We start from the raw sequence: 13,666 nt of genomic DNA on the forward strand, positions 1-13,666 counted from the left end.
CATCGCCTGGCATCGGAGCGTCGAGCTACGCTTGCCGCTACCCACCCCTAACCCCCCCCCTTTCAGGGAGGGGGAAAGTTGAATTCTAGCCCTGGCGCCGATCCCAGGGCTTGGGGCGTCCCTCGCCATCGACCGCGACCATGGTGAAGGCCGCGGTGGCCGAGCGGCGGCGGTTGCCGGTCATCAGGTCTTCCGCCCAGAGTTCGACGCCGATGCGCAGCGATGTCCGTCCGGTCATCTGCACGCGTGCCGCCAGTTCGACCATCTCGCCCGCGCGGATCGGCGAGACGAAATCGATACGATCCGACGCTGCCATCACCATCACCGCCCGGGCATGACGCGATGCCGCGATGAATGCCGCCTTGCCCATCATCTTGAGCGCATCCCCGCCGTAGAGCGTGCCGTAATGATTGGTCTGCGGCGGGAAGACCATTTCGACCATGCGCAGCACATCGTCGGACTGCGGCGCGGCGCCCGACGCCGGCACAGGCGGCAGCGGCAGGCGCGTTGCGGGACCTTTGACCGCGACGAGCGTGAAGCGGCCGCGGGTGCACAGCCGCCGTTCGCCCGATACCGGGCCCTCGGCGATCAGCTCGACTTCGACATCGAGCGAGGATCTCCCCACGCGCACGACGCGTCCGCTTGCTTCGACCATGTCCCCGGCGCGCGCGGGGGCGGCGAAATCGATCTTTTCGGACGCTGCGGTGACGAAGGGGGCCCGTCCGTGGCGCGTCGCGGCCAGGAACGCCACCTTGTCCATATGCGCCAGCGCGGCGCCGCCGAACAACGTCCCGTGGTGATTGGTGTCGCCGGGAAATACCATGTCGATCAGGCGGATGGGAGTGGCGTCGGTCACGTGCTGCTTGCCTTCGATGAGGCGGGACGGACAGGCGCGAGACCGTTAGCGCAGCCGGCGGGACCGGCCACGACGGGGCAAGCGGCCGAACCGGGCACCCCGCCGGTGGACGTTATCGCATCGGAGGCAGGTCTCCTGGCTCACGGATCGACGCGGACGGTCTGGCCTTCCCGGTGACGCGCACCAGTGACACGCAATGACCGCCACTCACCGCTTACAGTTGCGGGGGCAGCGCCGGCTTCGCACCGGCTTCCCATCTTCGCTCCACCGTGCGCGAGCACGACGGAGAACCTCGACGCCTTGCCTTCGCGTCAGCGCGGAGCGCCGTCAAGCGGCGCGCACTCTATTCGGCGTCGTTGGCGAGCAAATCCATGAAGTTGCGCGCGGCTTCGCGGTCCACTTCGTCCTCGAACGCAATGTCGAGATCGGGGGCGTTGCCGAGAATGTGGAGCAGCGCCCAGAGAGCGAAGCGGCGGTTGCGGTCGGTCTCGAGCCCGAGATCGACGCGGATGCGCTCGGTGCCCTCGGCGAGCGCGTCGGGGCTCAGCGTGGCGGGGTCGGCGCTGCCGAAATAGCGGCGAAGCTGATCGTCAAAGTCCATAAGGCATGCCTATGCCCCTGCGCGCAGGACGCAAGCCCCTGCGATCGCGGCGTTCAACCGACGGTGGCGTGAAGGAAGCTCTGCCACAGCGCGGTCTTGCCGACGCTCACGCGGAACAGTTGGGTGGCGAGGAGGAAGCCGCCGCCGGCGAGCGTCGCCGGATGCACGCGGCCACGCTGGCGCAGATCGAAGGCGACGAGGGCGAGCAGGAACAGATCGGACAGCAAGATGCCGCCGATCGGCGGGGTGACCGCGCTCGTCGTCATCCGCGTGATCCGCGCCAGCGGCGTGGTGGTGAGCGCGACGGTGGCGAGCAGCATCAGCCGCTTGTGGTGCATCGGGCGCCGCCGCATCGCGATGGCTGCGGCGCAGAGGCCCGCGAAGGCCGTGATCGCGCCGAGCGGGAAGATCACCGGCGGGCCGCGGTGCGCGACGGCGTGGAGGTTGACGCGGGCGAGCGTGATCGCGGTCACCACGCCGAGCACGAACACGCCGATGGCGAGCGCTGCGCCCGCAAGCCCGATCCGGCGGTGCAGGCGGACGTTGCCGGCGCCGACCAGCCAGGTTTGCCCCGCGTACAAGAGCATCCAGGCGCTGAACACAATGCCGTGAAGGTGGAGGAGCGGGCCCAGAGCCGGCGCGGCGGTGAAGTAGGAGAAATAATAGCTCGGCGCGAAGCCCAGCAGGGTCACCAGGATCATCGCGATCGCGGCACCGCCGAAGAACGCCCGATCGGGGTTCACGCGCGTGCGCGGCCGCGTCGCTGCCAAAGTCGCCATCTTCTACTCCCCACCGACGGATACCTTCGGATATTCTGCATCGTGAAGGAGTGGAAGAATAGGACGGATTCGACGCGCCTCAGCGCGGGCCGGCGAGCCGGGTCACCTGGATGTGCACTGCGCGCCAGCGGCCATGGATGCGACGGAACGTGTCGGTGTAGCGGATGGCACTGGCGAAGCGCTTGCCGTCCGACATGCCCGAGAGAAGGGTCTGCGCAGTGACCAGGAACGCGTCCCGGCCGAGCCGGACGAGGCGGCGGTCGACCAGTGCGATCGGGTCGAAGCGGTCGCCGGGGGCCGTCCAGCCGGCGATGAACGCCTTTTTGTCCAGTCGCTTGCCGCTGCTCTCGATGAAGATCAGGTCGTCGGCGATCATCCGCTCGAGCGCGGCGGCATCCTTGCTCAGCTGTGCGTGGTCGAAGGCGTCGGCGACGTGGAGAAGGTCTTCCTGCGTCGCGATGCGGGGCGTCAGCTCGGCGCGGACTGGCTGGGCGAGAAAGAGCAGGGTCGCGACCGCCGTACACTCGAAGATCTTCCGCATGATCGTTGCTCCGATGCGATGGTGCAATTTGTCGGAACAGGTCGGACGCCACAAGCACGGTCTGTCGAGCGGCGCGGCGAGGCCGCTCGGAGACCAAATCGAGCGTTCGCGGCGGTGTCGACGGGACGATTTTGCTGCCGAAATGCCTTGCAACGGGTTGGAATCCGGGTCTTAATGCCCGCATTCGACGCTGCGTACGACCACCTGCACCCGCCAAGTGTGCCGCAACCTAACTTGCCTTCGAGATAAATTTCTTGACTTCAAGGCAAGTATCTTATCTTAAAGATTGCAATCTTGCTGGCAAGATGCACGATATCGAGATATTTATCTTGATATCGAGATAGAGGGTGCCGTGGCCGAGACAGATCCCGTCGATCAGCTGATCACTCTATGGGCCGCGGCGATGCCCGAAGTGGACACGCGCGGGCTATCGGTGCTCGGCCGTGCGCGGCGGATCACCCAGCGCGCGCGGATCGCGGTCGAGCCCTTGCTGGTCAGCCATGGGATCGACGGCGGGGGCTATGACGTGCTCGCCACCCTGCGTGCCGAACCGCCGCCGCATCGGCTGCGGCCGACCGAAATCTACCGCGCGCTCGGCATTTCGTCCGGCGGGCTGACCGCGCGGCTCAACAAGCTCGAAGTGGCACGGATGATCCGTCGTCCCGCTGCAAGTGACGATAAACGCAGCGTTTTTGTCGAGCTCTCGCCCAAGGGGCGCGGGCTGGTCGAGCAGGTGTTTCGCGAGGAAATGGCGCTGCAGGCGACAATGCTGGCGGGGCTCGCCGACAAGGAACAATGGGTGCTGGCGACGTTGCTCAAGAAGCTCGAGGGGGCGATGGGCACGTGAATGCGCCGCCAACAGCAGTCACTTTGCGATACGTTAGCAAATTCGGCACACGGCTATTGCTAAGCGTTCGCAACCTACTTGCGAATCTATCGCAATAATCCCGTGCTTCAGACGCCCTCTCGGATCAGCATGCCGCTCTGGCCGGGGACGCTGACCTCGAAGCGGAACAGGTCGCCCGCGTGCGGTTCCTTGCCGAGGTCGGCAGGTGCGAGGTGCTTGTTGGCGGTGGTGGCGAACACGGTCTTGAGCTCGGGCCCGCCGAACGCGATCTTGGTGATCGCGCTGACTGGGAATTTGACTTCTTCGAGCAATTCGCCCGTCGGCGAATAACGGCGCACGCCCCAGCCATTGTACAGACCGACCCAGACACAGCCCTCGCTGTCGACGGTCGGGCCGTCGGGATGGCCTTCGGCGTTGGGGATGCGAACGAATTCGCGGCGATTGACCAGCGTGCCGTCCGGATCCACGTCGCAGGCGTAGATCACGCCGACGAGCGTATCAACATGGTAGAGCGTCTTGCCGTCCGGCGAGACCGCGGGGCCGTTGGTGATCGCGACATGCGGGCTGACCGCGACGCAGTGACCGTCGCTGCCGAGGCGGTAGATCGCGCCGGTGCTCTCGGACTCGCCGTCGTCCATGCTGCCGAACCACAGGCGGCCCTGCGGATCGACGGTGGCGTCGTTGAGGCGGTTGGTCGGCAGCTCGGGCTCAGGCGCGCAGATCTGGGTGAAGCTGCCGTCGCGCTCGTCGAACCTGCTGAGGCCGGTCTGCAGCCCGGCGACGAAGCCGCCGCTCTCGATCGGCAGGATGAAGCCGATCTGGCCGGGGGCGTCCCAGCTGCGCGTCGCGCCGCTCGCCGGATCGAGGCGGTGGATCTTGTGGCTCTTGATGTCGACGAACCAGAGCGCCTGGTCGCGCTCGACCCAGACCGGGCCTTCGCCGAGCGGCGCTCCGAGCTGCCAGATGCTGACCGGCTCGGAAATCGCCACTTTGCTCATCTTATCGCCACCCTGCGTCCACGAAATATTCGTGGCCCGTTACCAGCCGCGCGTCGTCCGAGGCAAGGAACAATGCCATCGCGGCGATGTCGTCGGGGACCAGCCGGCCCTTGAGGCACTGCGCCTTGACGATCTCCGCCTCGCCCTCGGGCGTGTACCATTGCATCTGGCGCGGCGTCCTGACGTTGCCGGGGACGATGCAGACCGAGCGGATATTGTCGGGGCCGAGCTCGCGCGCGAAGCTGCGGGTCAGGCCTTCGATGCCGGCCTTGCAGGTCTGGTAGAGGGTGAGCTCCTCGAGTGCGAGGTGCCACGAGATCGAGCCGAGATTGACGATCACGCCGGACCCTTGCGCCTTCATCCCCGGGATCACCGCTTGTGCGGCGAAGAAGAGGTGGCGCAGATTCACCGCGATGCGGTTGTCCCAATAGTCGGGGGTGACCTGCTCGATCGTGTGGCGATCGTCGTTGGCGGCGTTGTTGATGAGGATGTCGAACGGCCCGTGCGCGGCGATCGCGGCCTGGAGCGCGGTCACGTCGGTGAGATCGACCCGCTGGAAGACCGGTGCGCCATCCAGGCTCTCGACCAATGCATGCGAGTCATCTTCGGCGATGTCGAAGAAGGTGACTTGCGCGCCCTGGCGGACGAAGCCCTCGACCATCCCCGCGCCGATCCCCGAGCCGCCGCCGGTGACCAGCACGCGCTTGCCGCGAAGGCTGGGATAGGTCGCCCGCTGGTCGCTGGCGAGCGGCATAAGGCTGGAATCAGCTTCGGACATGGAGACGGGGAGTTCCTCTGGTCGCGCAGGGCGCAGGGGCATGATTGCCGTAGAAATAGAGCGTCTGTTCGCCAATGAAAGCGGTTTTCACGCCAACAGGCCGCGACTGGCGAGGTTGCGCATCAAGTCGCGGATGCCGAATTCCCAGGGAGGCGCAGCCTTGGACGTGGTGACGCGGTTGACCAGCGCGCCGAGCTTGGGCGTCGCAATGCGAACTACGTCGCCTTCCTTGTGGGTGAAGCCGCGGCCGGGATGGTCGCGATCCTGCACCGGCGCGAACAAGGTGCCGAGGAACAGCGCGAAGCCGTCGGGATATTGATGCTCGCTGAGCGCCTGGCGGACGAGATCGGTCGGGTCGCGGCTGATCTCGCTCATCTTGTTGGTGCCCTTGAGCGTATAGCCTTCGGGGCCGGTGATCTCGAGATCGACCACGGCGCCGCGCACGTCGTCCATGGTGAAGCGATCGTCGAAGAGCCGGATGAACGGGCCGAGCGCGGTCGAGGCATTGTTGTCCTTGGCTTTGCCGAGCAACAAAGCGCTGCGGCCCTCGAAATCGCGAAGGTTGACGTCGTTGCCGAGCGTCGCGCCGCGCGGCTTGCCGTTGCGGTCGACGACGAGCACGATTTCGGGCTCGGGATTGTTCCAGTCGCTGTCGGAGCGGATGCCAACCTCGTCGCCCCAGCCGACCGCCGAGAGCACGGGCGCCTTGGTGAACACCTCGGCATCGGGACCGATCGCGACTTCGAGATATTGCGACCACATGCCGGCATCGATCAGCGCAGCCTTGAGCGCCGCCGCTTCGTCGCTGCCCGGGACGACCGAGCGGATGCCCGCGCCGACCTTGGCTTCGAGATCGCCGCGGATCTCCGACGCCTTGTCGGCATCACCACGCGCGCGTTCCTCGATCACGCGCTCGATCGCCGAAAGCGCGAAGGTGACGCCGCAGGCCTTGACGCACTGCAAGTCGATGGGCGCGAGCAGGCGGGGGCCGTCGGGCGTGCCGAGCGCCTCGATGCCGCAGATGCGCGGGCCACTGACGCTGGCGAGATCGTCGCCATCGAGCAAGTCGGCGACGGTCGGCGCGGTACCGGAGACGTCGCGCACTTCGCCGTCGCGGACCAGCACCGGGGTAGGGCCGGCGTCGAGCAGGACGCGTCCCACCAAGGTGGCCTGCGCATGATCGGCGGGCAGCAATTCAGCCGTAGACGCTTCCAACATTCCTCGCCTTGCCAAGGGTTGTGTTTTGATAGCGCTACCATTGGGTCGGGTTGGAAGCGCTGTCAAGTTGGGGTGGGGTCGTAGAAGCGCCACTAATCAGATTAATCGGTAATACGATAATGGATCGCCATGCTATTGATAGTGACTAGCAAGAACCGATCGGCTAGGACACGCTGAGAATTGGGCAATGCGCTCGCTAGAGGAGCGCGATGCGCTACCTTGGAGGATCGGCATGAAGCGGATGATATTGGCAGCGTTGGCGCTGGGCGTTTGCGGCACCGCGCAGGCGCACGAAGTCTGGATCGAGCGCGACGCGAGCGGGCCTGCGCGGATCTATCTGGGCGAGCCGGGCGACGTGCTTCCCGAGGGCGGGGACCCCGAATTCGCCAAGCTCCAGGCGCCCAAGCTCCTGTCCAACGCCAAAGCCGCGCTGGTGCGCAAGGCGGGATATCTCGAAGTCGAGGCACCTGCGGGGGACGTGCACGCCTGGGACGACACTGTGTTCGCGCCATGGGATTCCGAGGGCAAGAAGGAAGGCGTCGTCTATTATGCCCGGGCCGGGCGCAGCGATCCGCGCGCCAAGCTCCCATTCGAGATCGTGCCGGCCACCGCGGGCGCGAGCCGGTTCGTTGTGGTGCGCGACGGCAAGCCGGTCGCGGGCGCCAAGGTGGTGGTGATCACCCCCGACAAATGGTCGAAAACGATGACCGCCGACGCCTCGGGCGCGCTCGACGTGCCGGTGCGCGAAAAGGGGCGGTACCTGCTGTCGGCAACGCAGAAGGAAGGCGCGGCGACGCTGCCGGGCGGTGCGGTCGACGCGGTACACCGGATCACGACGACGACCTTCACGGCGGGGTAAGCGCCACCGGGCGCGCCAGTGGCCTCGAGCGAAGGCCCCCGGGGTGTCAGCCTTCTGACAAACCTTGCGGGGTCAATCGTGCGGCGCGCAGGTCGATGTGCGTGTTTTGTAGATAGTGCGCGGCGACGGCCGCCGCGAACTTTGCCGCATTGCCCTCACGTCGGGCATTGTCGACGCTGCCGCCGAGCAGCGTGACGACGATCTTCAACTCCTCGGCAAACCTGCTCCGGGCCGCGGGGTTCTGGAGCGCGGCGTTGCGGGCCATCTGCCCGGCAACCTGCCGACGCACGGCGCGCAGTGCCGCGGGATTGGCGTCGGTGCCGTGAACGATCTCCCAGCCGGTGACGAGATACACTGCCATCACGTCGGCAGCATCATTGGGCGAGAAGCCATAGGGACGCACCGCGGCCGCAAAGGACTGGCGGAATTCGGGACGACGGAATTCGGCCGCGATCGCCTTCGCTTCGGCGCTGTTGCGGTTCGCGCGGCTCAGAAACGCATTCTCCACCTCCGCACGTAGCGCGGCGCTCGTCTGGAATGGGAAGCGCGCGTCCGACAATTCGGCAGAAGGCAAAAAGCGCGTTTCCGAGCGGCGGATCGGCGTCGAGCGGCGAGTATCGGCCGGTCGTCCTGCCCCGCGCATGGCATTCTTGTTGATCACGGATGTCGTCAGGGCGCGAGTCTGAGCGCTCAGGTCCAACGGCGAAATACCGGAGATGAATTGTGCCTGGGCGGGCGTGGACGCGGCAACCGCTGCCGTGGCGATCCATATCAGGATTTGTCTCGTCGTCATCGCGCCGTTCCTCCCAAGACTAGGCCCTCAATGTGGAAGCGCCTGCGACGTTCCCGCGAGTGCTGCTCGTCAGGGTGTTTTGAACCGATCTGCCGGAAGCCGAAGCGCGCTATCGGCGCGCGCGCCACTGCTCGATCGCGTCGATTGTCCGGGCGCGCGACTCTTCGGGTGTGCCGAGCGCGTCAACGACGACGTGGCGCTGCGGATCGCGCGCCGCCTGGTCGAGGAACGACTGGCGGATGCGCCGGTGGAAATCCAGGTCGAGCGTCTCGAACCGGCCTTCATCGATTGCGCCGGCGCTGAGCCGCTGGCGGCTGCGCGCAAGGCCGATTTCGGGGTCGAGATCGAGTATGACGACGAGGTCGGGCCAGACATCGCCGACCGCCTGTGCGTGCAAGTGGCGGATATAGTTCTCGGCCATGCCGCGCCCGGCGCCCTGATAGGCGATCGTCGAGCCGACATAGCGGTCCGACACCACCGAGATTCCGCGAGCGAGCGTCGGCAGGATGACGCGGCGGACATGCTCGACGCGCGCGGCGGTCATCATCAGCAGCTCGGATTGCTGGTCCCAGGCATCATCGGCACCCGACAGCAGCAGCGCGCGGAGCTTCTCGCCCTGCGGCGTGCCGCCGGGCTCGCGCGTCGCAATCACTCGATCGCCGCCGCGCGCAAGATGCTCGACGATGTGCGCGACCATGCCCGACTTGCCGGACCCGTCGACCCCCTCGACCGCATAGAAGCAAGCAGCTTTGCCCATGGCTGGCCCTTAGCACGGCGGTCGGCATTGTCACGGCGTCGCGCTGCGGACCTCGTGGAGCGCAATCGGCGCCCGTTCGGCCTTGTGGCCGAGATAATGCGCCGCGCGGGCGATCTCGAGCGCTTCCTCGGCCTCCACTGCGCGGCTGTACAGGAACCCCTGACCATATTCGCAGCCGAGCCCGGCGAGCATCGCCGCGCTTTCGTCGGTCTCGATGCCCTCGGCGGTCACCGGAAGGCCGAGGCCCTCGCTGAGGCTGAGGATCGCGCGGACGATCTGGCTGTTGTCTCCGGCGCGCAGGTCCTTCACGAATTCGCGGTCGATCTTGATCCGGTTGAACTGGAGCTCGCGCAAATGCTTCAGGCTGGCATAGCCGGTGCCGAAATCGTCGAGCGCGATCTGGATCCCGGCGTTGCGCAGCGAGACGAGGATCACGCGCGCCGCCTCGATATCCTGGACGAGGCGGGTCTCGGTGATCTCGACGATCAACCGCGCCGGCGCGAAGCCGGTGCTGCACAGCACCTGGAGGATGCGCTGCGGCAGCCAGGGATCGTTGAGCTGGAGCGGCGAGATGTTGACCGACAGGGTCAAGTGCTGCGGCCAACGCCGCGCCTCGGCGCAGGCGCGGCGGAGCACGGCGAAGCCGAGATCCTGGATCATCCCGGCATCCTCGGCGATCGGGATGAAAAGGTCGGGCGCGATCCTGCCGCGGATCGGGTGGTTCCAGCGGGCGAGCGCTTCGAAGCCGATCAATTCTCCCGAGGCGAGCGCGACGATCGGCTGGAAGAATGGCACGAACTCGTCGCGGTGGATGCCGGCATGCATGTCGAGCTCGAGCTGGGCGCGTTCGCCCATCTCGACTTCGATCTCGGCGGCGAACACGCAGTAGCGCGAACGTCCGGACCGCTTGGCGCGGTACATGGCGAAATCGGCCGAGCGGAGCATATTCTCGGGCTCGGCCTCGCCAGCCTGGCAGGTGACGATACCGACGGAGGCGCTGACCTCGGCGAGGCCGCCGCGCAGCTGGACCGGCTTGGCGACGGTCGCCAGGATCGCCTCGGCGGTCTCGACAGGCAGGGCCGAACCGGCGGGATGCTCGATCAAGCAGGCGAATTCGTCACCGCCGAGCCGCGCGACGACACCGTTTTCGCCGATCACACGGCGAAGCCGGTGGGCGATCGTGACGAGCATCGCGTCGCCACCTTCATGGCCATAGGTGTCGTTGACGGGCTTGAAGCGGTCGAGATCGAGCATCAGCAAGCTGATCTCCCCGCCCAGCCTGAGTGCGTCGGCGCGGGCAGCGATCTGATCGATCAAGCTACGCCGGTTGACCAGCCCGGTGAGGGAGTCATGCCGCGCGAGCTGATTGGCTTCGTCCTCCGCGGCGAGACGGCGGGCCAGTTCGCGGCGTAACCCCTGGGTCCGGCCCACCAGCAGCATCATGTAGACCAAGCCGGCGAGAAAGAATGCGGGGAGCACTTCGTCGAGCTGCCAGGCCTCGTGCCGATGCGCGAACCCTGCGAAGCGTTCGTTCAAATCGAAGACGACGCACAGCAACAGCATCGCCGCTGCCGGAACGGCGATGAGGATGTGATCCCGGTAGCTGGCAAATAGCCCGCGCAGCTGGTCCTCCCTAACGACTCTTTGGAGCGGCTTGCTCCAATTTGCTTTATAGGAGGTTACACAAGGACTTGGTGCGCGACCGCCGTGTTCGTTCAGGGAAAGATCGCGCTGACCAGCGCCGCTATGCGCGTCGGATCGCAATCGTCGAGCGGGACCTCGAGCGCGGGATTGCTGCTATAGCCGATCATCCGCCCGTCGCGGTCCGAACCCACCGAGAGCAGCCGCCAGCCGGCCTCCTCGCGCAGCGCCGCGACGCTGCCGGGGGCAGGGGGGCGATCGGGATCGACGATGACCACTGCCTGGCCGGGCAGGCCCCCGCCCAGGGTCGCGCGGCAGACCTTGAGCCCGAAGGCGCGCGGACCCGCAGCGTGCGGCGCCTCGGCCTTTTCGGCGGTGGGGGTGTCGGCGATGAGCCCATTGGCGAGCGGGGCGCCGAGCACCGGGACCAGGCGGATCGATACCGCGCCGGTCATCGGCAGCGGCGCCACGGTGGGGCGGGGGACAGCCTCGCCCGATTGCAATGCCGCCGAGATCTCGGCGATACGGGCGCGGGTGCGCGCGTGGCGCGCGGCAGGGCCGGCGATCTCGTCCAGGAAGCCGCCCAGCGCGCCGGCGGCGTGCAGCGCGGCGACGCGCTCGCGAAGTTCTGCTTCGTCGGAGACGCGGAGAAGCTGGTACAAAGCGTGTTGGGTGGCGGCATTCCAGCGATCGAACGTTTTCTGCGCGTTTTCGATGCGCGAGAGATTGACCGGGGCAAGGCCGTAATCGCGTTCGATCGCGGATATGGTGAGCGCCGGGTCGCCGGCGCGCCGTGCGCGCAACGCGGCGGCGAGCAGCACGGCGAAGCGTTCCTCGGCGAGATCGGGCGTGCCTTCGACGAAAGGCTCGGCCCAAGCGGCGATGTCGAAGCCGGGCGCGTCCACGTCGAGCAATAATGCCGTGGGCGCGATGTTGAGCACTTCGGCGATACGTCGCAATTCTTCGGCGCGCGGCACGACTTCGCCGCGCTCGATCTTGGACAAGCGGATATAAGGAATGTCGGGGATCGCCGCGGCGAGGCGGAGAAGCTTCATATGCCCCGCGGCGCAGCGCTGCTCGCGCATCCGATTTGGGAAGACGAAGCAACGATGCAGGTCGACCGGCACCTCGCCGGCCACCGCACGAGCACCGCTCGGCCGGTTTCCCTTCCCCCTTGCCATCGCCATGTCAGTCCCCCCGCGGGCTAGTGCCGCTTGTGAACTATCATGAAGCGAAACAAGAATAATGCAAGGTTAACGCGACATCCTTTAATAGAATGCCCGTCTCGCTTAGTGGAACTGTCGTCCGGACTTAGTGGAGCGAGCGTTGCTGGCGCTGCGCGAGCAATGCGCAGGGGCCCGAGGGATCGAGCGCGACGATCGCGAGAAGCGGCGCGCTTCCTGTCGCCTGGCGCAGCAGCCAGCCCGATGCCGACGGCGCAGGATGATCGGGCGCGAAGGCCACGCCGGTCCCGTCGGTGATCACGCCGAAGCCGGCGGGCGGGCTCGGCCAGCGGCCGGCAAGGTAATCGAGCAATTCGGCGGCGGCTTCCTGAAGCGCACCTTCCTCGGTATCGACTGCGCAAAAACCCTCCGAGGACGCGCTGATCTCGGCGACCTTGGCGAAATCGTCCGAGCGCCACCAGAGCAAGCGGATCACACCGGCAGCATCGGTTTCGAGACCCATGAACAAACCCGCACCCGAAGGCAGAAGCGGCTGCGCGCAGCGCGCCACTTCGCGTGCCAGCGCGGTCAGGCGACGGTTGGGGCGGGGCATCATCGCCCAGCCGCCGTGCGTGCCTTCGCTCATTTCGATCTCGCCGTACATGGGGGCCTCTCCTCTATCTGCCTACATTATAGGAAGAATACGGATGGGCGGTGTTTCCGGAATATATCCGTGCGATCAGTGCAGGACGACGCCGGCGGGGGCGGCAGCCTGGGCGATGAGCAGCGCTTCGACACGCTCGACGCTCTCGACCGGGGCGGCGATTGCGACGTTGAGCTCGGTCGGCTGGATGGCGCGGACGCTGGCGAGGCGGTTGTGCGGCTGGTCGGCGTCGGGCAGCAGGCTGACAGCAGGCGCGGCCGGCTGGCGGCGCTTGGCGGCCGGGCGGTCATATTCGGCCATCACGGCGAAGCGCGGATCGGCAGCAGCGATTTCGGCGAGTGTCTTGGCAGCGCGCTTGGTGATCTGGCGGACGCGCTCCTTGGTGACGCCGGTCTCGAGCGACAGGTCGTCGAGGGTCGAGGCCTGGAACACGCGGCGGACGACGATGTCGCGGTCACGGGCGAGCTTGGCTTCGAGCTTCTCGAGCTCGGCGGGATCGATGCCGTAGGTGGCGGTGCGGAGACGCGGGCCTTCGCGGCGCAGCGCGGCCTCTTCGCGCTTCGGACGGGGACGGCGGCGGAGCGCCTCGATGCCGACCTTGCGGAGATGATCGACATAGGCGTCGACCAGCGACGAGATCGCGCCATCGGCGAGATAGTCCGAAGCGGCGGCTTCGGTGCGGGCGAGGGCGTCCTCGTCCTCGATCAGCGTCTCGGGCGACATTTCCTCGCCATCGGCGCCAGTGGAAAGGGCGTTGAGCGAAACCGTGGTGGCCTCGACCTTCTTCGCCGAGGGGCGCTGGTCGGTCATCAGGCGGAAGCGGAGGCTCTGGAGCTCGCCGCGAATCTGCCAGTTCACGAAAGTGGTGAACTGCGCCTTGGCGGGGTCATAGGCTTCGATCGCGCGGTGGACGGCGATCGCGCAGCACTGCTCGGCGTCGTCCCAATGGGCGACCAGGCCGTACTGGCGGATGAAATGGCGGATGCGCGGGGCGATCAGCTTGAGGATCTGGGCGAAGGCACGGTCGACATAGACGCGCTGGCGGTTGGTGCGGTTGCCGTCGGCAGGCGTGTTCTCGATGACGGTGGCAACGGCGGCTTCAAGCGCGATCGTGATCTTCGACATGTGCAATCCCCTGTTCTCTCGAGCCGCCGTGAGGCAGCCCCGTTCG

At 66.8% G+C, this 13,666-nt stretch carries 15 protein-coding genes and 1 riboswitch; of the genes, 2 read left to right on the plus strand and 13 right to left on the minus strand.

Translation table 11 applies throughout. The features are described from left to right. Positions 1 to 85: 85 nt before the first annotated feature. The 4 genes from AC3WJI_RS10740 to AC3WJI_RS10755 form a co-directional block, all read right to left on the minus strand. Positions 86 to 856, minus strand: coding sequence for an acyl-CoA thioesterase (locus AC3WJI_RS10740; RefSeq protein WP_492757259.1), 771 nt, complete (start codon positions 854 to 856; stop codon positions 86 to 88). Positions 857 to 964: 108 nt separating this feature from the next. After that, positions 965 to 1,165: riboswitch (cobalamin riboswitch) on the minus strand. Positions 1,166 to 1,199: 34 nt separating this feature from the next. Further along, on the minus strand, positions 1,200 to 1,457 hold the full coding sequence (locus AC3WJI_RS10745; protein ID WP_492757260.1) for a hypothetical protein: 258 nt from the start codon (positions 1,455 to 1,457) through the stop codon (positions 1,200 to 1,202). A gap of 53 nt (positions 1,458 to 1,510) precedes the next feature. Next, positions 1,511 to 2,236: a hypothetical protein gene (locus tag AC3WJI_RS10750; RefSeq protein ID WP_492757261.1), complete on the minus strand. Its 726-nt coding sequence runs from the start codon at positions 2,234 to 2,236 to the stop codon at positions 1,511 to 1,513. Positions 2,237 to 2,315: 79 nt separating this feature from the next. After that, on the minus strand, positions 2,316 to 2,777 hold the full coding sequence (locus AC3WJI_RS10755) for a nuclear transport factor 2 family protein (protein ID WP_492757262.1): 462 nt from the start codon (positions 2,775 to 2,777) through the stop codon (positions 2,316 to 2,318). 352 nt (positions 2,778 to 3,129) lie between these two features. On the opposite strand from AC3WJI_RS10755, the gene AC3WJI_RS10760 reads away from it, so the two are divergent. Next, positions 3,130 to 3,624 (plus strand): MarR family winged helix-turn-helix transcriptional regulator, encoded by a 495-nt coding sequence (locus tag AC3WJI_RS10760; RefSeq protein WP_492757263.1) that lies wholly within the window; start codon positions 3,130 to 3,132, stop codon positions 3,622 to 3,624. 107 nt (positions 3,625 to 3,731) lie between these two features. On the opposite strand, the gene AC3WJI_RS10765 is transcribed toward AC3WJI_RS10760, so the two are convergent. From AC3WJI_RS10765 to AC3WJI_RS10775, 3 genes are all read right to left on the minus strand, one after another. Then, positions 3,732 to 4,622, minus strand: a complete 891-nt coding sequence (locus AC3WJI_RS10765) for an SMP-30/gluconolactonase/LRE family protein (protein WP_492757264.1) — start codon at positions 4,620 to 4,622, stop codon at positions 3,732 to 3,734. A 1-nt stretch (position 4,623) separates the two neighbouring features. Continuing rightward, positions 4,624 to 5,400, minus strand: coding sequence for a D-xylose 1-dehydrogenase (xylB, locus tag AC3WJI_RS10770; protein WP_492757265.1), 777 nt, complete (start codon positions 5,398 to 5,400; stop codon positions 4,624 to 4,626). An 87-nt stretch (positions 5,401 to 5,487) separates the two neighbouring features. Continuing rightward, positions 5,488 to 6,618: a fumarylacetoacetate hydrolase family protein gene (locus AC3WJI_RS10775; protein WP_492757266.1), complete on the minus strand. Its 1,131-nt coding sequence runs from the start codon at positions 6,616 to 6,618 to the stop codon at positions 5,488 to 5,490. 232 nt (positions 6,619 to 6,850) lie between these two features. Between AC3WJI_RS10775 and AC3WJI_RS10780 the strand changes: the two genes are divergently transcribed. Further along, on the plus strand, positions 6,851 to 7,477 hold the full coding sequence (locus tag AC3WJI_RS10780; RefSeq protein ID WP_492757267.1) for a DUF4198 domain-containing protein: 627 nt from the start codon (positions 6,851 to 6,853) through the stop codon (positions 7,475 to 7,477). A 46-nt stretch (positions 7,478 to 7,523) separates the two neighbouring features. Here AC3WJI_RS10780 and AC3WJI_RS10785 read toward each other — a convergent pair whose 3' ends face one another. From AC3WJI_RS10785 to AC3WJI_RS10810, 6 genes are all read right to left on the minus strand, one after another. Next, positions 7,524 to 8,270, minus strand: a complete 747-nt coding sequence (locus AC3WJI_RS10785) for a DUF6683 family protein (protein WP_492757268.1) — start codon at positions 8,268 to 8,270, stop codon at positions 7,524 to 7,526. A 109-nt stretch (positions 8,271 to 8,379) separates the two neighbouring features. After that, entirely contained in the window at positions 8,380 to 9,027 is a 648-nt protein-coding gene (gene tmk / locus AC3WJI_RS10790; RefSeq protein WP_492757269.1) for a dTMP kinase, read from the minus strand. A 30-nt stretch (positions 9,028 to 9,057) separates the two neighbouring features. Continuing rightward, positions 9,058 to 10,590: a putative bifunctional diguanylate cyclase/phosphodiesterase gene (locus AC3WJI_RS10795; RefSeq protein WP_492757270.1), complete on the minus strand. Its 1,533-nt coding sequence runs from the start codon at positions 10,588 to 10,590 to the stop codon at positions 9,058 to 9,060. 152 nt (positions 10,591 to 10,742) lie between these two features. Beyond that, positions 10,743 to 11,753 (minus strand): helix-turn-helix domain-containing protein, encoded by a 1,011-nt coding sequence (locus tag AC3WJI_RS10800; RefSeq protein WP_492757271.1) that lies wholly within the window; start codon positions 11,751 to 11,753, stop codon positions 10,743 to 10,745. A 226-nt stretch (positions 11,754 to 11,979) separates the two neighbouring features. Further along, a complete protein-coding gene (locus tag AC3WJI_RS10805; RefSeq protein WP_492757272.1) occupies positions 11,980 to 12,495 on the minus strand; it encodes a hypothetical protein in 516 nt (171 codons plus the stop codon). A gap of 75 nt (positions 12,496 to 12,570) precedes the next feature. Continuing rightward, positions 12,571 to 13,620 (minus strand): sigma factor-like helix-turn-helix DNA-binding protein, encoded by a 1,050-nt coding sequence (locus tag AC3WJI_RS10810; RefSeq protein WP_492757273.1) that lies wholly within the window; start codon positions 13,618 to 13,620, stop codon positions 12,571 to 12,573. Positions 13,621 to 13,666: the final 46 nt, after the last annotated feature.

The sequence above is a fragment of the Sphingomonas sp. FW306-1B-B10E genome (assembly GCF_058782005.1).